Source organism: Streptomyces sp. B6B3 (genome assembly GCF_039871525.1).
Taxonomy (GTDB): domain Bacteria; phylum Actinomycetota; class Actinomycetes; order Streptomycetales; family Streptomycetaceae; genus Streptomyces.
The window spans coordinates 536,495-554,246 of record NZ_JBDPLU010000001.1 but is presented as its reverse complement, the minus strand read 5'-3'; the positions used below and the strand labels follow the sequence as shown (position 1 = coordinate 554,246).

10 protein-coding genes and 3 pseudogenes are annotated in these 17,752 nt (G+C 77.9%); 6 read left to right on the top strand and 7 right to left on the bottom strand.

Features of this window, described 5'->3' with window-relative positions; translation table 11 throughout:
- Positions 1–62: 62 nt before the first annotated feature.
- The 3 genes and pseudogenes from ABGB06_RS02375 to ABGB06_RS02365 all read left to right on the top strand — a co-directional run.
- Positions 63–1,244 (top strand): annotated as a pseudogene (locus ABGB06_RS02375) (lycopene cyclase family protein); the annotation flags it as partial.
- Between the two features lie 394 nt (positions 1,245–1,638).
- Positions 1,639–2,385, top strand: a pseudogene (locus ABGB06_RS02370) (methyltransferase domain-containing protein); the annotation flags it as partial.
- A gap of 208 nt (positions 2,386–2,593) precedes the next feature.
- Complete coding sequence (locus ABGB06_RS02365) at positions 2,594–4,174, top strand: FAD-dependent oxidoreductase (protein WP_347585427.1); 1,581 nt, start codon at positions 2,594–2,596, stop codon at positions 4,172–4,174.
- Between the two features lie 153 nt (positions 4,175–4,327).
- Here the strand turns inward: ABGB06_RS02365 and ABGB06_RS02360 are convergent, their stop codons facing one another.
- From ABGB06_RS02360 to ABGB06_RS02345, 4 genes and pseudogenes are all read right to left on the bottom strand, one after another.
- Positions 4,328–5,293, bottom strand: a complete 966-nt coding sequence (locus tag ABGB06_RS02360) for a DUF5914 domain-containing protein (protein WP_347585425.1) — start codon at positions 5,291–5,293, stop codon at positions 4,328–4,330.
- Positions 5,294–5,589: 296 nt separating this feature from the next.
- Complete coding sequence (locus ABGB06_RS02355; protein ID WP_347584920.1) at positions 5,590–6,645, bottom strand: phytoene/squalene synthase family protein; 1,056 nt, start codon at positions 6,643–6,645, stop codon at positions 5,590–5,592.
- A gap of 413 nt (positions 6,646–7,058) precedes the next feature.
- Positions 7,059–8,534 (bottom strand): annotated as a pseudogene (gene crtI, locus ABGB06_RS02350) (phytoene desaturase family protein); the annotation flags it as partial.
- Entirely contained in the window at positions 8,531–10,495 is a 1,965-nt protein-coding gene (locus ABGB06_RS02345; RefSeq protein WP_347584919.1) for a polyprenyl synthetase family protein, read from the bottom strand. The pseudogene crtI and the gene ABGB06_RS02345, both read right to left, overlap by 4 nt.
- Before the next feature lie 170 nt (positions 10,496–10,665).
- On the opposite strand from ABGB06_RS02345, the gene ABGB06_RS02340 reads away from it, so the two are divergent.
- From ABGB06_RS02340 to ABGB06_RS02330, 3 genes are all read left to right on the top strand, one after another.
- Complete coding sequence (locus ABGB06_RS02340; protein ID WP_347584918.1) at positions 10,666–12,060, top strand: deoxyribodipyrimidine photo-lyase; 1,395 nt, start codon at positions 10,666–10,668, stop codon at positions 12,058–12,060.
- A gap of 56 nt (positions 12,061–12,116) precedes the next feature.
- Positions 12,117–13,664, top strand: a complete 1,548-nt coding sequence (locus tag ABGB06_RS02335) for an SDR family oxidoreductase (protein ID WP_347584917.1) — start codon at positions 12,117–12,119, stop codon at positions 13,662–13,664.
- Between the two features lie 581 nt (positions 13,665–14,245).
- On the top strand, positions 14,246–14,824 hold the full coding sequence (locus ABGB06_RS02330) for a sigma-70 family RNA polymerase sigma factor (RefSeq protein WP_347584916.1): 579 nt from the start codon (positions 14,246–14,248) through the stop codon (positions 14,822–14,824).
- A gap of 45 nt (positions 14,825–14,869) precedes the next feature.
- On the opposite strand, the gene ABGB06_RS02325 is transcribed toward ABGB06_RS02330, so the two are convergent.
- From ABGB06_RS02325 to eboE, 3 genes are read right to left on the bottom strand one after another with little or no spacing between them, the layout of a single operon-like run.
- Complete coding sequence (locus ABGB06_RS02325) at positions 14,870–15,136, bottom strand: DUF6332 family protein (RefSeq protein WP_347584915.1); 267 nt, start codon at positions 15,134–15,136, stop codon at positions 14,870–14,872.
- A 32-nt stretch (positions 15,137–15,168) separates the two neighbouring features.
- The gene (locus ABGB06_RS02320) at positions 15,169–16,557 is read right to left on the bottom strand and encodes a nucleotide pyrophosphatase/phosphodiesterase family protein (RefSeq protein ID WP_347584914.1); all 1,389 of its coding nucleotides are present in this window, start codon (positions 16,555–16,557) and stop codon (positions 15,169–15,171) included.
- Complete coding sequence (eboE, locus tag ABGB06_RS02315; protein WP_347584913.1) at positions 16,554–17,747, bottom strand: metabolite traffic protein EboE; 1,194 nt, start codon at positions 17,745–17,747, stop codon at positions 16,554–16,556. Before eboE ends, ABGB06_RS02320 begins: the two co-directional genes overlap by 4 nt.
- Between the last annotated feature and the right edge of the window lie 5 nt (positions 17,748–17,752).

Below are 17,752 nucleotides of genomic sequence, written 5' to 3'. Positions count from 1 at the left end.
AGGGCCCGGGACCCGAGCAGCGGGAGGCAGCGGTGGGCGACGGGCGCGGGCACCAGGGGGATGTGGCGGACGTGGCGATCGTCGGGGCCGGGGCCGCCGGGCTCTGCCTCGCCCACCAGCTCCGCTCCCCCGCCGCCGGCCCCGAACCGCCCAGCGTCGTGCTGCTGGACGCGCCGCCGGGCCCGCTCCGCCCGCCGCCGCGCACCTGGTGCTTCTGGGAGGGCGAGCACGGCGACCACGACGACGCGGTCTCCGCGGTGTGGCGGCGGCTGCGGGTGCACGGCCCCGACGGCCGGCGCCTGGAGGGCCGCCCGACGCCGCTGCGGTACAAGCGGATCCGCTCCGACGACCTGGCCGCCACCGTGCTGGCCCGGCTGGTCGGCCGCCCCGGCTTCCGGCTGCTGCACGCCACCGTCCACCGGGTGCGGGACGTGCCGGGCGGCGCCGAGGTGCGGGGCGTGCACGCCGACGGCACGCCCCTGGTGCTGCGGGCGCGCTGGGCGTACGACTCCCGGCCGCCCGAGCGGCTGCCCGCCGCCCGCACCACGCTGCTCCAGCACTTCCGCGGCTGGTTCGTGCGCACCGAACGGCCGGCGTTCGACCCCGGGGTCGCGGAGCTGATGGACTTCCGCACCCCGCAGCCGGCCCGCGGCGTGTCGTTCGGTTACGTGCTGCCCACCGGGGAACGCGAGGCGCTCGTGGAGTACACCGAGTTCTCCCCGGTGTCCTCGCCCACGGTGCTCGACACGGCCGGATACGAGGCGGCGCTGCGCCGGTACGCCGGCGAGGTGCTGCGGCTCGGCCGCTACCGGATCACCGGCGTCGAACAGGGCGTCATCCCGATGACGGACGGCCGCTTCCCGCGCCGCGCCGGCGCCTCGGTCTTCCGGATCGGCACCGCCGGCGGCGCGACCCGGCCGTCCACCGGCTACACCTTCGCGGCGGTGCAGCGGCAGAGCCGGGCCGTGGCCGCCGCGTTCCGCGCGGGCCGGCCGCCCGTGCCGCCACCGCCGCACGCGGGGCGCTGCCGCGCGATGGACGCGGTGCTGCTCCGCGCCCTGGCCGAGGGGAGGGTGGCCGGGGCGGAGCTGCTGTGGCGGCTGGTCGCCGGGGTGCCGATGGAGCGGCTGCTGTGCTTCCTCGACGGCGAGACCCGGCTCCTGGAGGACGTGGCGATCGGCCTGCGCCTGCCGCTTCGCCCGATGCTGCTCGCCGCCGCCGGGCTCCCCCTGCGGCCGCGCCGCGTCCCGCCGGCGCCCCTCCGGGCGCCGGCGGACGGCCGACCGGGGGCGCCGCCCCCGACGCCCCCACCGGCGCACCGGCCTCCCACCGCGGGCAACGCACTCACCGGCGGCGCCCGGACGTCGGGCTCCTGGCCGACGGACCGGCCGCCTCCCGCGTACGGCCCCGCCGGGGCCGATGCCCCGGCCCTCCGGCCGGCCGGCCCGCGCCCCTCCGAGGCCAACACCCCCGGCCCGGCCGGCGACGGCGGCGGGGACGGCGGCGTCGACGCGGCCCCGACGCCGGACTCGTCGACGGGACGCCGGGGCCGCGCCGCCCCGACCTCGGAACGGGATGGCGCGGCCGGCACGGTCACGCTCGGCATCCGGCCGCCGCACCCGGAGAGGGGAGCGCGACATGGCCACCGTTGATGCACGCGCGGCCGGTTCGGGCCCGGGAAGCGCGGCCGTGTTGCGGGAGGGGGTCCTGTCCGCCGCGTTCGATCGGGCGGCCGGGCGGTATGACCTGATGGTCGCGCTGAACCCCGGCTACCACGCCGGCCTGCGGCGGTCCGCGCGGCGGCTCGGCCTGCGGGACGGCGGGGCCCGGCCGCGGGTGCTGGACCTCGGCTGCGGGACCGGCGCGTCCACGGCCGCGCTGCTGGCCGCCGCGCCCGGCGCGCGGATCACCGCCGTGGACGCCTCGGCCGGGATGCTGGCCCGCGCCGCGGCCAAGTCGTGGCCGCCGCACGTCCGATGGGTGCGGGCCGACGCCGGGAGGCTGGCCGGGGCCGGGGTGCGCGGCCCGTTCGACGCGGTCTTCGCCGCGTACCTGGTGCGCAACTTGCCCGAACCGGCGCGGGTGCTCGACGAGGCGCGCCGGCTGCTGGTGCCGGGCGGCCGGCTGGTCGTGCACGAGTACACGCTGAGCGGCCGGCGCGCGCACCGCGCCGTCTGGGGCGCCGTCTGCGGCGCGGTGGTGCTGCCGCTGGCGACGCTGACCGGCGACGGCCGGCTGTACCGGCATCTGTGGCGCAGCGTGGTGGAGTTCGACACGGCCGCGGAGTTCCACGCCCGGCTGCGCCGCGCCGGCTTCACCGACGTCCGCACCCTGCCGCTGCCCGGTTGGCAGACCGGCATCGTGCACACGTTCACGGCGCGCCGGGCCCATGGCGCCGAGGACCCCGACCCCTCGGGCACGTCGGACCGCGCGGCCCTCCTCGACGACGCGGGACGCCCGGTCCCCTCGGTCAGCGACGGTGGCGGAAGCGGCGGGCTCGGCGGCGACGGCGAGTCGGGCGAGGCGGCGGACCCCGGCCCCGGCCGCCGCGGCAGCGGGCGTCGTGCGGGGCGGGGCTGACGTGGGTGGGGTGTTGACGCGCGGGGTGGTGGCGCCGGGTGGGCGGGACGCGCGGGCCTGCCGGTTGGCGCCCCGGCCGGGGCGGGTCGGCATCACCGGCCGGCCGCCCGCCGTGGCCGTGGCGGGCGGCGGCATCGCCGGCCTCGCCGCCGCCACCGCGCTGGCCGAACGGGGCGTGCGGGTCACGCTGTACGAGCGGGACGACGTGCTCGGCGGCCGGCTCGCGGGCTGGTCCACCGAACTGGCCGACGGCTCGTCCGCGACCATGACCCGCGGCTTCCACGCCTTCTTCCGGCAGTACTACAACCTCCGCGCGCTGCTCCGCCGGGCCGATCCGGGGCTCGGAATGCTGACCGCGCTGCCCGACTACCCGCTCCAGCACGCCGACGGCTCGCGCGACAGCTTCCGCCGGGTGCCGCGCACCCCGCCATGGAGCGCGCTCGGCTTCGTGGCCGCGAGCCCCTCGTTCGGCTGGGGGGACCTGCTGCGGATGAACCCGCGCGGCGCGCTGCCGTTGTTCGACGTCCGGGTGCCCGGCGTGTACCGGCGTCTTGACGGGGTCAGCGCGCACGACTTCCTCTCCGCGATCCGGTTCCCGCCGGCGGCGCGGGCGTTGGCCTTCGAGGTGTTCTCGCGGAGCTTCTTCGCCGACCCGCGGGTGCTGTCGGCCGCCGAGATGGTGCTGATGTTCCACATCTACTTCCTCGGCTCCAGCGAGGGCCTGCTCTTCGACGTGCCGCGCGAGCCGTTCCCGCAGGCGCTGTGGCGGCCGTTGGCCCGGCATCTGGAGCGGCACGGCGCGCGGCTGCGTCCCGGCACCGCCGTGCACAGCGTGACGCCCGTGCCGGGCGGCGGGCTGCGGGTGGTGACGGACGGCTCCGACGGCGGCGCGGCCGAGCGGCACGACGCAGTGGTGCTGGCGCTGGACACGGCGGGACTGCGGGCGGTCGTCGCCGCCTCGCCGGGGCTCGGCGACGCGGCCTGGCGGAACCGGATCGAACGGCTGCGCACGGCGCCGCCGTTCCTGGTCTCCCGGCTCTGGCTGGACCGCCGGGTCGCCGCCCGGCGACCCGGCTTCCTCGGCACCAGCGGCTTCGGCGGTCTGGACAACATCAGCGTGCTGGAGCGGTACGAGGGCGAGGCGGCCCGCTGGTCGGCGCGCACCGGCGGCTCGGTCGTCGAGTTGCACGGGTACGCGGTGCGGCCCGGCACGGACCGGCGCGCGGCGCAGCGCGCGCTGCTGGACGGGTTGCGCCGGGCCTGGCCGGAGACCGGCGCGGCGCGGATCGTGGACGCCCGGCACGAGTGGCGGGACGACTGCCCGCTGTTCCCCGTGGACCGCTTCGCGGACCGTCCGGGCGTGCGCGGCCCGCATCCCACGGTGCTGCTGGCCGGCGATCTGGTGCGCACCCCGTATCCCGTCGCGCTGATGGAACGGGCCGCGACGACCGGCTTCCTGGCCGCCAACGCCCTGCTCGAACGCTGGGGTGTGCGCGGCCACCCCCTCTGGTTCCCGCCCGACCGGGGCCGCACGGGCGCCCTCCGCGCCCTCGCCCGCCTGGCGCCTCCCCGTCGGGGCGACTACGCGACCTAGCCACCGGCCGCGGTCGTCGCGGCGCTCGCGGGCGGGCGTCTTCACGATCTTCCTGACGCTGTCCGCCATCGAGTACAGGATGCTGGGCCTCGGCATGGCCACGGCCATCCTGGTCGACGCCACCCTGGTGCGTGGCGTCCTGCTCCCGGCGGGTCAGCCGGGGAAGGTGCCGGTGGTGCGGAGGGTGTGGCGGCGTTCGGCGTAGGCGAGGTCGTCGCGCCAGAGGCGGGCGGCGGCCGCGCGGATCAGCGGGCGGACCAGCGGTGACAGGGCACGGGCCAGGGCGAATCCGGGGCGGTCCGAGGTGGCGACCACCGCCTCGATGACGGCGGTGCGCGGCGCGCCCCGGGCGTCGGGGGCCAGCGGCGTCGCGTGCGTCTCGACCACCGAGCCGCGGCCCTCCCCGTCCGTGATGCGCATCAGCACCGTGCGCGGCCCCGGCGCGGTGAACTCCGCCCGCACCGGCACCACCGCGCGCCCCGCGACCCGGAACGACACCTCGACCACGAAGGCGTCGCGGTCGTCGGCGGACGGGGTGTCCAGCACGGTCAGGCCGACGAAGGCGTACGGGTGGAACCACGCGCCGTGCCACGGGTCGAGCCGGTTGGCGACGACGTCCTCCGGCTCGCACCGGCCGATGCCCGTGTAGACGGCGCTGATCGCGGCGGCGGTCGCCGGCCGGATGGGGACCGGCGGCCGGTCCGTGGGCCGCTCGCCGCCCGCCCGGTCGAGCCGCACCCAGGCCAACACGCCGTCGTCGTGGGCCGGATACGGCTCCCAGCCAGCGAACGGGCCGCCGTCCAGGGCCAGTCCGTGCCAGTGGCACACCAGCCGCCCGCAGTGCACGACGCTGTCCCGCAACGGCGCGCCCAGGTGCGGGCAGGCGCCGGGCCCGGCGCGCAGCCGGCCGGCGGCGTCCCGCCAGGCGACGACCTCCGTGCCGGCGACGGTCCGGCCGAACGGGCGGCCGGATCCGACGGCGGTCGACGGGCCGAGCACGAACCAGTTGCCGGTCGGCCGCGCCTGGGCCCGCTTCAGGGCCTCGGCGATCAGCGCGGGACTGGCCGCCCGCCAGGTGGGCGCCTGCTCCGCCCACGGCTCACCCCGCCGCAGCCGCAGCGGCAGGCGCGACGGGCGCTCCGCGCCGTCGTGCCCCGGCGCGGAGCGCCCGGCGTCCCGCGCGCCAGGGGCGGGAGGGCGGTCCGGACGCTGCTGTGGTGCGGCGCTGTCGGCGCTGTCGGAGGGCCGCGTCGAAGGCTCGGGGAGAAGCGACCCGACGGCCTCGACCGAGCCGGACGCCCGGACCGGTGCGTCCCGCGTGGCCGGCGGGGCCGGTGCCGCCGAGCCGGCCGGACCGGTCGCCGCCGCCCGGGCGGGGGCACGGCCAGGCCGGGACGTCGGGTCGTGGGGGGCCATCAGACCGCTCCTCGGGGCGTGTCGGTTCCGGGAGTGCGGGCCGCCGTCCGCAGGCCGGACGACCCGGCGGTGCCGGCCGCCGGGCCGGTGCCCGGCACCGGGACCGCGGCCTCGGCCGCACGGGTCGGGCGGGCGCGGCGCCGTGCGGCCCTCGCCTCGAACAGGCCGGCAAGGGCAACCGCGGCGCGGCGGCGCCCGGGCACGGCGACCCGGCGGTGCAGCGCGGCGTATCCGCTGGCGGCCACCGCGTCGAGGATCTCGCCGTACAGCGTGAACGCGGTCCGCACACACGGCCGGGACACCGGATCGAGCAGCGCGAGGCCCGGCGCCGCGCGCCGGTACGCGCGGCGGGTGAGCTCCTCGGCGTCGCGGAGCGCGGCGCGCACCCGGGGGTCGGTGCGCCCGGTGTCGCGGCAGTTCCGCAGCAGCGCGCGGTCCACGCCGTGCGCGGCCAGCACGTCGGCGGGCAGGTAGACACGGCCCCGGTCCAGGTCCTCGCCGACATCGCGCACGAAGTTCGTCAGCTGGAACGCCACGCCGAGCTCGGCGGCGTACGGGGCCGCCTCGTCGGGCGGCCCGACGGTGCCGAGCACGGGCAGCACCTGGAGCCCGATGACGGCCGCCGAACCGTGCATGTAGCGGCGCAGGTCGGCGTAGGTCGGATAGTCCGTGACGTACAGGTCGCTGCGCATCGCGGCCATGAAGTCGTGGAAGTGCCGGTGGTCGATGGCGTACCGGCGCGCGGTGTGCGCCAGGGCGAGCACCACCGGATCCGTGCTGTGTCCCGAGCGCAGCCCGCGCATCAGCCGGGAGCGGAGCACGGCGAGCCGGTCAGCCACGCCGGCCTGGCCGGTGGTGGGGTGGTCCACGATGTCGTCGGCCCAGCGGGCGAAGCCGTACAGCGCGTGCACCGCCGGGCGGCGGTCCGGCGGCAGCAGCCGGGTGGCGAGGAAGTACGTCCGCCCGTGCCGGGCGTTGAGCCGGCGGCAGACCAGGTACGCGGCCCGCAGTTCGGGGTCGGTGATGCCGGCCGCGTCCAGCTCCCGGGCGCTCATCGCGGTTCCCTCGCCGGGGCCCCGGGCGCCGGCCCGGCGCGCCTCGGCGCCGCGGACTCGGCGCGGGACCGCGCCGACGTCGGCGCCCCTCGCGGAGCTGCCTCGTCCGCCGGGGCCCCGTCCGCCGGGACCGCCAGGACCGGCGGATGCGGATGCGGTGGGTCGACGACGAGCTCCGCCGCCGACGCGGCCGCCGGAGGCAGCGGGGATTCCAGGCCGGCCGCGTCCGCCCGAGCAGCCGAGGGCGCCCAGGCGGTCGGGCCCGCCGGCGCCTCCTCCGCTGCGCCCACCGGAGCCGCCGCGGCCGGCGGAAGGGGCGGAGCCGCGGCGTCCGCCGAATCCGGCCCGGCCGCCGGTGCGCCTGCGTCCGCCGCGCGGCGCGCCGGGCGGCGTCGCGCGGGCGAGGGCGCCGCGCCGGTCACTCGGGCCGCCGCGAGTTTGCCGGAGATCAGGACGGGTGGCACGCCGACGCCGGGCGTCGTGCCGCAGCCGGCGATGACCGCGTTGTCCAGGCCACGCACCAGGTTCCGGGGCCGGAAGGGGCCGGTCTGGGCGAGGGTGTGGGCCAGCGAGAACGGGGTTCCGGCCGGATGGCCGCGCGCGGTCCAGGTCGCCGGGGTGACCAGCACCTCCTCCTCGATCGCCGCGCCCAGACCGTCCAGGCCGCGCCGCTCCAGCTCGCCGACCAGCCGGTCCCGGTACCGGGGGCCGAGCTCCCGCCAGTCCACGGCGCGCGGACCCAACTCGGTGTTGGGGCAGGGCGCGAGCACGTAGAGCAGCTGGCGGCCGGGCGGGGCGAGCGAGGGGTCGGTCGCGGTGGGCCGGGTGACCAGCAGCGACGGGTCCGTCATCAGCCGGCCGTCGCGGGTGAGTTCCTGGAACGTCTGGCGCCAGGCCGTGCCGAACGACAGCGTGTGGTGCGCGAGCCGCGGCCAGTCGCCGCGGGCGCCGAGGTGCAGCACGACGGCCGAGGGCGCGTGGCGCGGCGCGGTCGGCCGGCGCGGACGGTGGCCGAGCAGCCGGTAGACGACCGGCAGGTCGGGGGTGAGGACCACGGCGTCGCACGGGATCCGGCGCCCGCGCGCGGTGCGCACGGCGGCGATCCGGGTGCCGATCCGCTCCAGCGCGGTCACCTCGCTGCCCCAGTGGATCTCGGCGCCCGCCTCGGCGGCCGCGGCGGCCATCGCCCGGGGCAGCGCGTGCACGCCGCCGCGGGGGAAGAACACGCCGGCGACGGTGTCCATGTAGGCGATGACGGCGTAGGCGGCCAGCGCGCGGGCCGGCGGCACCCCGGCGTACAGCGCCTGGAAGGTGAACACCCGGCGCAGCCGGGCGTCGGACAGGAACCGCCCGATGGTGGCGTCCAGGCGGCCGAAACCGCCGAGCGCGGCGAGCCGGGCCAGGTCGGGGGTCAGCAGCCGCAGCGGCGAGTCGAAGTTGGCGTCGATGAAACGGTCCCGCTGCACGGCGTGGAGCCGGGTCAGCCACCGGCGCAGCCGCAGGTAGCCGGCGGCCTCGCCGGGGCCGGCGAACCGTTCCACCTCGGCGGCCATCGCCTCGGCGTCCGTGTGCACGTCCAGCCGGCTGCCGTCGACGAACTCGGCGCGGTAGGCCGGGTGCAGCGGGAGCAGTTCGACGCGGTCCCGCAGCGAGGCGCCGACGGCGGCGAACGCCTCGTCGATCACGTCCGGCATGGTGAGCACGGTGGGCCCGGTGTCCATCCGGTAGCCGCCGCGCTCCAGCAGCCCGGCCCGGCCGCCCGGGATCCGGTCGCGCTCCACGACGGTCACCCGCCGGCCCGCGCCCAGCAGGTGCAGCGTGGCCGCCAGCCCGGCCAGCCCGGCCCCGACCACGACCACGTGGTCCGTGGGCCCGGCGACCCGCCTCACGCCCCCGCCTTTCCGGCGTCGTCACCCTCGCCGGGGCCCCGGAGGGCCCGGGAGGTGCCGTCGCTTCGCCCCGGGGTCTCGGGGACGGGGTGGGCGTCGCCCGGTTCGGAGGCGCTGGTCAGCGGCCCGATGGGGTCCCGGTCGCGGCGGCTCCGCCACCACGGGTTCGCGGGCTCCTGGGCGCCGGCCGTTCGTTCCTCGGCCGGAACTCCGGCGGCGCTCCGGCGGCGGGCGCCGTCGACCGTCGAGCCGCCGCCACCGGGCGCCGCGCCGTCCGAGGCCCGGCCGGGCTCCGAGCGGCCAGACGGAACACGTCGGACCTCCGGTCCGGGCGGGGCGGGGGACGCCCCGGCCCGGCCCGGGTCGTCGCCCTCCTCGCCCGCCGCCCGGCGCCGTGGCGCCGACGCGTCCGAACGACCCTTCCGGGGTTCGGCGGCCGGCTCGCGAGGGCCTGACGGCCCGTCGCCTCGATCCGGTGGCGGCGTCATCCCCGGCGCGACGCCGGGATTCGCCGCACCGCCGAATCCGGCCGGCGGCGCCGGCTGCGCGGCACTCACCCAGCCCTCTCCGGACTCGGCCGCCAAGGCCCGCCGGCCAGCGGCGACCCGATCCCCGAGCTCGGGCGCCGGACCCGCTTCGGCGGAGGCGGACGACGACGCCGGGCGCGGAGCGTCGGGCCCCGGCTGCGGAGCAGCACATCCGACCCCGCCGGATGCGGACGACAGGGTCTGCCGGGGGGCGGCGGGCCGCGGCGTTGCGGGCTCGGCCGGCAAGGCCGGTGGCGGGGTGGGAAGCCCCGCCGCGCGGTGGAGGAGGGCGTCGAGGCGGCGGCGGGCCTCGGGATTGACGTTCGTCTCCGCGAGCCGCTGCCGGGCCCGGCCCAGCAGCAGGGTGATGCGGTCCTCCACCTGCGCGCGGGCGCCCGTGGTCTCCAGCACCGCGCGGACCCGTTCCAGCTCACGGTCCCCGAGTTCGGGGCGGCCCAGGCCGTCCCACAGCACCGCGAGCGCCGCCGTGTCGCCGGCCGCCTCGGCGCGGCTCTTCGCCACCGCCACCAGATAGGTGAGCTTGCCCGCCCGCAGGTCGTCGCCGGACGGCTTCCCGGTCTCCGCCGGGTCGCCGAACGCGCCCCGCAGGTCGTCGCGGAGCTGGAAGGCGATGCCCGCGCACCGGCCCGCGCCGCGCAGCGCCGCGATCGTCGCCTCGTCGGCGCCGGCCAGCGTCGCGCCCAGCGCCAGCGGCCGTTCCACCGTGTACCGGGCGCTCTTCAGCCGGGCGATGCGCAGCGCCCGGGTGACCGACAGGGACGCCGTGGCCGGGGCCAGCAGGTCGAGGTACTGGCCCGCCACCATCTCGGTGCGCAGGTCCCGCCAGACCCGCCGCACGTCGTGGCACAGCCCGGGCGCCAGTTCCACCTCGGCCACCAGGTCGTCGGCCCAGCTGAGCGCCAGGTCGCCGGCCAGGATCGCCGCGGCCCGGCCGAACTCCGCCGGGCAGCCGCGCAGCTCCGCGCCGACGTGCCGCGCGGCGAACGCGGCGTGCAGCGCGGGCGCCCCGCGCCGGGTCTCGGAGCCGTCCATGACGTCGTCGTGCACCAGCGCGCAGGTCTGGATGAGTTCCAGCGCGGCGGCCACCCGCAGCGTCGCGGCGGCGGCCCGGCCGCGCTCCAGGCCGCCACAGGCCCGCCACGCCCACCAGGCGAACGACGAACGCCACCGTTTGCCGCCGCTCAGGGTGAAGCCGGCGACGCGCTCGGCCACGTCGCGGGCGAAGGTCTCGTCCGCCGCCCTGGCGTGGGCCAGTCGGTCGTCCAGGTAGTCGCGGAGCACCCGGCCCACGGCGCCCGGCACGTCACCGTCGACCGAGCCCGGTTCGCCGCCGATACGCGGCGGCGCCACGGGCCGGCCGCCCGCGGTCCCGGGTCGCGCGGGACGGGGTGCGACCGCACCTGCAGGGCGCATCGCCCCTCCTTAGGTCGGAGTCCGGGGTCGGTGTCGGTTCCCGCCGGGCGGCCGCACCGGATGCACCCGTGACCCGAACGCCGCACCGGGACCACCCCGGACGCCCGCATCCGGGCCGTCGCCCGGTGTCGGGGGTCGCGCGCGGGACCCGGCCGGACGAGAGTGGTGTCATGCGCGTCTCGGTCGCCCTGTTCACCTCCGACCTGCGGCTGCACGACAATCCGGTGCTGCGCGCCGCGGTCCGCGAGGCGGACGCGGTGGTGCCGCTTTTCGTGCGCGACTCCGGCATCGAGGCCACCGGCTTCGTGGTGCCCAACCGGATGGCCTTCCTGGCCGACTGCCTGGCCGATCTGGACACCGGCCTGCGGCGGCGGGGCGGACGGCTCATCGTCCGTTCGGGTGAAGTGGTCGAGCAGGTGTGCGCGCTGGTCACCCAGTGCGAGGCCGGCGCGGTGCACGTCGCGGCCGGGGTCAGCCTCTACGCCCAGCGCCGGGAGCGGCGGCTGCGGGAGGCGCTGGAGGCGATCGGCTGCCGGCTGACCGTGCACGACGCCGTGATCACCGTCGTGGCCCCGGGCCAGCTGACGCCGCAGGGCAACGACCACTTCGCGGTCTTCACCCCGTTCTTCCGCCGCTGGTCGGCGGAGCCGCTGCGGGAACCGCAGGCCCCGCCCCGGGAGGTGCGGGTGCCCGAGCGGATCCCTTCGGAGCGGCTGCCCGAACGCGACCGGATCCCGGGGGTGGCACCGGGCCTGGCGCCGGGCGGCGAAGGCGCCGGGCGGGAGCGGTTCACCGCCTGGCTGCGCTCCGGCCTGGCGGACTACGACGAGTGGCAGGGCGACCTGGGCGCCGACGCCACCTCCAGGCTGTCGCCGTACCTGCACTTCGGCGCGCTGTCCCCCGTCGAGGTGGTGCACCGGGCCAGATCCCGCGACCCCGACTCCGTCGACTTCGTGCGGCAGATGGCCTGGCGCGACTTCCACTACCAGCTGCTGGCGGCGCGGCCGCGCGCGTCGTTCGAGAACTACCGGGAGCGCGGCGACCGCTGGCGGGACGAGCGGATCGCGCGGGAGGACATCGAGGCGTGGCGGGAGGGCCGCACCGGCTACCCGGTGGTGGACGCGGCGATGCGGCAGATGCGGCACGAGGGCTGGATGCACAACCGCGCCCGGCTGCTGGTGGCGAGCTTCCTCACCAAGACGCTGTACGTCGACTGGCGGATCGGGGCCCGTTTCTTCCTCCGGCACCTCGTGGACGGCGACATCCCGAACAACCAGATGAACTGGCAGTGGGTGGCCGGCACCGGCGTCGACACGCGCTTCAACCGGGTGCTCAACCCGGTGGCCCAGGGTCGCAGGTACGACCCGGACGGGGAGTACGTCAGGCGCTGGGTGCCGGCCCTGGAACATCTGACGGGCTCCGCGGTGCACGAGCCGTGGAAGCTGCCCGAGGACGAGCGCGCCAAGCTGCGCTACCCGGATCCGCTGATCCCGCTCTCCCGCGGCCTCGAACGGTTCAAGGAGGCCCGGGAGCTCGGGTACGACGACGACGGCGGCGGCCGGTGAGGGCGGGACCGGCCGGGGCAGGGCCGGAGGGGCCGGGGTCGGGCCGGCGCTGCCTGGTGACCGGCGCGACGGGCTACGTCGGGGGCCGGCTGGTGCCGCGGCTCCTCGCCGCCGGGTACGCGGTGCGCTGCCTGGCCCGCCGGCCCGCGAAGATCGCGGAGCGGCCGTGGGCGGACGACGTGGAGACCGCGGAGGGCGACATCGCGGATCCGGACGCGGTGGACGCCGCCCTGCGCGACGTGGACGTCGCCTACTACCTGGTGCACGGTCTGGGCCGGGGCGACGACTTCGAGGCGGCGGACCGGCACGCGGCCCGGCTGTTCGGCGACCGCGCCCGGGCCGCCGGGGTGCGGCGGATCGTCTATCTCGGCGCGCTCACCCCGGCCGGTATCCCGAACGACCGCCTGTCCCCGCATCTGCGGTCCCGGGCCGAGGTCGGGCGGATCCTGCTGGCCAGCGGGGTGCCCACGGCGGTGCTGCGGGCCGCGGTGGTGATCGGTTCAGGCTCGGCGTCGTTCGAGATGCTGCGCCAGCTGACCGAACGGCTGCCGGTCATGGTCACCCCGCGCTGGGTCCGCACCCGGCTCCAGCCCATCGCCGTCGACGACGTGCTGCGGCTGCTGGTGGGCTGCGCCGAACTGCCGGACGACGTGAACCGCGGCTTCGACGTCGGCGGGCCCGACGTGCTGACGTACCGGGACATGATGCGCGCCTACGCGGCGGCGTCCGGCCTCCGCCGGCGGCTGATCGTCCCGGTCCCGGTGCTCACCCCGCACCTGTCCGGCCTGTGGATCCGGCTGGTCACGTCCGTGCCGCCGGGGCTGGCCCGGCCGCTGATCGAGTCACTGCGGCACGAGGTGGTGTGCCAGGAGCGGGACATCACGGCCTACGTGCCGGATCCCCCGGGCGGGCCCGCCACGTTCCGGCGGGCACTGACGCTGTCGCTGCGGCGGGTGCGGGGCGGGCAGGTGCCGGGCCGCCGGGTCGTCGCGGCTCCGCCGTGGACCGGGCCCGCCGACCCGCTGCCCACCGACCCCGGCTGGTCGGGCGGCAGCCTCTACACCGACGTGCGCGAGCGGCCGGTGGCGGCGCCGCCGGCCGCGCTGTGGCGAGTGGTCGAGCGGATCGGCGGGGACAACGGCTGGTACTCCGCGCAGCTGGCGTGGGTCGCGCGCGGCTGGCTGGACCGGCTGGTCGGCGGTGTCGGCCTGCGCCGGGGGCGGCCGGATCCGGAGCGGCTGCGGGTGGGCGACCAGGTCGACTTCTGGCGGGTGGAGGTGGTCGAGCCCGGCCGGCTGCTGCGGCTGCGCGCGGAGATGCGGCTGCCCGGGCTGGCGTGGCTCGAACTCCGGGTGGACGAGGACGCGGCCGCCGGCGGATCGCGCTACCGGCAGCGGGCGCTCTTCCACCCGCGGGGCCTGGCCGGACACGCCTACTGGTGGGCGATCTCCCCTTTCCATGCCGCCGTCTTCGGCGGCATGGCCCGCACCATCGCCCGCACGGCCGCCTCCGGCGGTTCCGCCGCGTCACCCGACCGGGCCGGCGGCCCGGTCGGGAAGGAGCGGCGCCGCCCGGGCCGGGGCGGCCCGGGCGGCGGCCACTGACGCCCCGGCCGGCCCCGGCGGCTCCCCACGACACCGCGGGCGCGCCCCGGACCCCGACCTGACGGCCTCGACCCGCGCCCGGCCCAGCCCGGCGACCGCCGCGCGACGCGCGGACCGCACGGCCCCAGGGCCTCGCCCCCGACACCCGACCGGGCAGCCCGACCCGCGCCCGGCCCAACCCGGCAGCGACCACGCGACGCGCGGACCGCACCGCCCCGGGGCGCGCCCCCGACACCCGACCGTCGGCCAGCCGCACACGGCGGCTGCCGCCCAGTCCCGGGAGCGCGGCTCCCGGATCCCGAGCCTGACGACCCGGCCCGCGCCCGGCCCAACCCGGCGACCGCCGCGCGACGCGCGGACCGCACGGTCCGGGGGCGCGCCCTCGGGCCGCCGACCTGACCGCCCGGCGGCTGCCGCGCGCAGCGCGGGCCGCTCGGGCCGCGCGGCCGCGGCCCCGGATCCCCCGGCAAGGGGCATGCGGCCAACCGTGCGATGTCGGGGCACTCGTGCGGTGTGCGGGAACGCTCCCGGGCCCGCGTCCGGGGACACTGCGGTGGCCCCGACCGGAAGGAGCAGTCGTCATGGCGATCACCACCGTGCCCGCGCCGTCGTCGCTCACGGACGCGGAGGTGGCGGCCGGCCTCGTGCGCGGCGAGGAGGCCTGTCTGGGCGTCGCCTACCAGCGCTGGGGCGGGCTGGTGCAGGCGCTCGCCTGCCGCGCGCTGGCGGACGCCAGGGAGGCCGAGGACGTGGTGCAGCAGGTGTTCGTCGCCGCGTGGCACGGCCGGGAGGGCTACCGCCCGGACCGCGGGCCGCTGCCGTCCTGGCTGGTGGGCATCGCGCGGCGGAAGATCGCGGACGCGTGCGCGGCCCGGGCCCGGCGGGCCGAGCTGGTGTCGGCCGCCGGCGGCGCGCTGCCGGCGGACGGAGCGGCCGCCGAACAGCCGGACGCGGTGCTTGACCGGGTGCTGCTGCTGCGCGAGCTGGGCAAGCTGCCGCCCGCGCAGCGCCGCGTGCTGTGCCTGGCGTTCTACGGGGAGCTGTCCCAGGCACAGATCGCGGAGCGCACGGGCCTGCCGCTCGGCACGGTCAAGAGCCACACCCGCCGCGGCCTCCGCCGCCTCCGCCGCGGCCTGAGCGCGGACCCGACGCGCCCCTGAGCCGCGCCGGCCCCCGCGGTCCTGGCCGCCGCGGGAGCATGCCGGTCAACGCTGTTCGCGGAGGTGGCGGGCGTGTCCGCGCAGCACGTGCACGACACGGAGCACCGCGAGGAGTCCCGCCGCCACCGCGCCGGTGCGGACCAGGAGGTCCTCGACGCGGTGCGGAAGGTGCCAGACGGCGGCGGGGCCGGCGATCGCCGCCAGGACGAGGGCGCCGAGGAGCGCCGCGCTGAACAGCGCGTAACCGATCTCGACGGTGATGCCGTCCCGTTCAGCCTGGCTCCACGGTCCTCTCCCCTTGCCTCTCCCCATGCCAGCGAGTATCACACCGAACCGACGGCCCGTCACACCCCGGACAGGCGCAGCATCAACGGCTTGACGTCCGTCGCGTTCAGCGGGGCGCCGGTGAGGGCGTCGGGGTCCGAACACAGCAGCACCGGCTGGTCGCGTTCGTCGTCGGGAAGCCGCCCGTGGCTGCCGCGCACGTACGAGGGGTCGAGCGGGATCACGTTCATCCGGTAGCGCAGCCCGAGCTTCTTCCTGGCCAGGGCCAGGGCGGCGCGTGGTTTCGCCATCCTGTCCGCCGGGTCGAAGAACAGTTCGGCCGGGTCGTAGCCGGGCTTGCGGTGGATCTCGACGGTGGGCGCGAAGTCGGGGGCGCGCTCGTCGTCGAGCCAGTAGTAGTACGTGAACCACGCGTCGGGGTCGGCGACCGCGAGCAGTTCGCCGGAACGCGGGTGGTTCAGGCCGTGCTTGGCGAGCCCGTCCGCGTCCAGCACCTCGGCCACGCCGGGCAGTTCGGCGAGCACCTCGCGGGTGCGCCGCAGGTCCTCGGGGCGGCGCACGTAGACGTGCGCGACCTGGTGGTCGGCGACCGCGAAGGCCCGGGAGACCCACGGGTCCAGGTACTCCATGCCGGCCTGTTCGTGCACCTCCAGCAGCCCGGCGCGGCGCAGCGCGCGGTTGATGTGCACAGGGTGCTGCACGGGCGTGATGCCGTATTCGGAGAGCACCACCACGGTCGCGCCCGCGGCCCGGGCGTCGGCGAGCAACGGGCGCAGCACCGTGTCCAGTTCGGCCGCGGCGGCGCGCGCCTCCGGCCCGTGCGGACCGAACCGCTGCAGGTCGTAGTCCAGATGCGGCAGGTAGACCAGGGTGAGGTCGGGGCGGTGGGTGCGCAGCAGGTGGCGGGCCGCGTCGGCGATCCAGCGGGAGGAGGCGATGGCCGCGGTCGGCCCCCAGTACTGGAACAGCGGGAACGGGCCGAGCTTCCCGGTCAGTTCGTCGTGCAGCGCGGCGGGCCGGGTGTAGCAGTCGGGGTCCTTGCGGCCGTCGGCGTGGTAGATCGGGCGGGGGGTGACGGTGAAGTCGGTCTCGGCGCCCATCGCGTACCACCAGCAGACGTTGGCGACGGTGTAGTCGGGGCGGGCGCGGCGCGCCGCGTCCCACACCTTCTCGCCGCCGACCAGCGCGTTGTGCTGCCGCCACAGCAGCACGTCGCCGAGGCCGCGGAAGTACCAGCCGTTGCCGACGATGCCGTGTTCGGCGGGCGGCGCGCCGGTGAGGAACGTGGCCTGGGCCGAGCAGGTCACCGCCGGCAGCACGGTGCGCAGCGGGGCGCGGGAGCCGTCGCGGGCCAGCGCCGTGAGGCTGGGCAGGTGCGGCAGCAGCGCCGGGGTGAGGCCGACGGCGTTGATCACGACCAGGGGTGAGGCGTCCTGCGGGCCGGTCATGGCAGCTCCTTGAGGCCGAGAGAGATCAGCTGGTCGCGGGCGAGGGCGAGTTCGGCGGCGATCCCGTCGGCGAGGCGGTCCGGGGTGGTGGGGCGCAGCGCCGGCGGCAGCACCTGCCAGGTGTAGGTCTCGACCTCCAGGTGGCGGGTGAGCGGGGTGGGGCCGCCGACCAGCCGGGCGAGGGTCCTGGTGACCAGCGGCAGGGTGGCGGTGAGCGGCGACGCGGGTTGGGCGTGCAGCGGGACGTGCAGGTGCACCCGCCAGGGTCCGTCGCCGGGCAGGGCGTCGGGCCCGTCCAACGCGATGTCCAGGTCGTCCCGGGCGGCGACGGGGCCGGTGTTCGTCCCCTGCGGACGTTCCCGGGTCTGGTGCAGGAAGCGCGGTTCGGCGAACTCCGCGAGCGCGGCCCTGACCTCGGGCAGGTCGGGCCGTTCCGCGTGCAGCGCGGCGGACAGTTGGGCCTTGACCACCGGGACGCCGGCCGCGTCCAGCCGGTCGACGGCCGCGTCGGGGTCCTCGAAGGCGGTCGCCAGGTGGCAGGTGTCCAGGCAGACGCCGACGCGGTGGGTGGGCGGCGCGCCGGACCCGGTGAGCAGGGCCGCGGCCTGTTCGGTGGTCTCCACGACGCAGCCGGGCTCGGGTTCCAGGGCGAGGCGGATGCCGCGCCCGGTCTCCTCGGCGAGCGCGTCGAGGCGTTCGGCGAGGTCGGTGAGCCGGGCCAGGGCGCGGTCCCGCGCGGTGTCGGGGAACGGTTCGCGCCAGGCCAGCGGCAGGGTGGAGATGGTGCCCTCGGGCTCGTCGTCGGGGAGCAGCGCGGCGAGGATCCGGGCGAGCGTGGTGGTGTGGTTCAGCCGCTCCGGCGTGGTCCAGTCGGGGTGGTAGACCCGCCGCTTGACCCGGGCCTGGCCCCAGCCGCGGTACGGGAAGCCGTTGAGGGTGACCACCTCCAGGCCGTTGGCGCGGAGTTCGGCGCGGAGCGCGCGCAGCGCCTCGGGCTGTTCGGCGAGGGTCTGGGCGGCGTCGGCGGCGAGCCACAGGCCGATGCCGAGCCGCTCCCGGCCGAGCCGGCGCCGGACCGGGGCGCAGTGGTCGCGCAGCTGCGCCAGCACGCCGTCGAGGGTCTCGGCCGGGTGCACGTTGGTGCAGTACGCGAGGTGGACGGTGCTGCCGTCGGGGTGCCGGAATCGCATCGGCG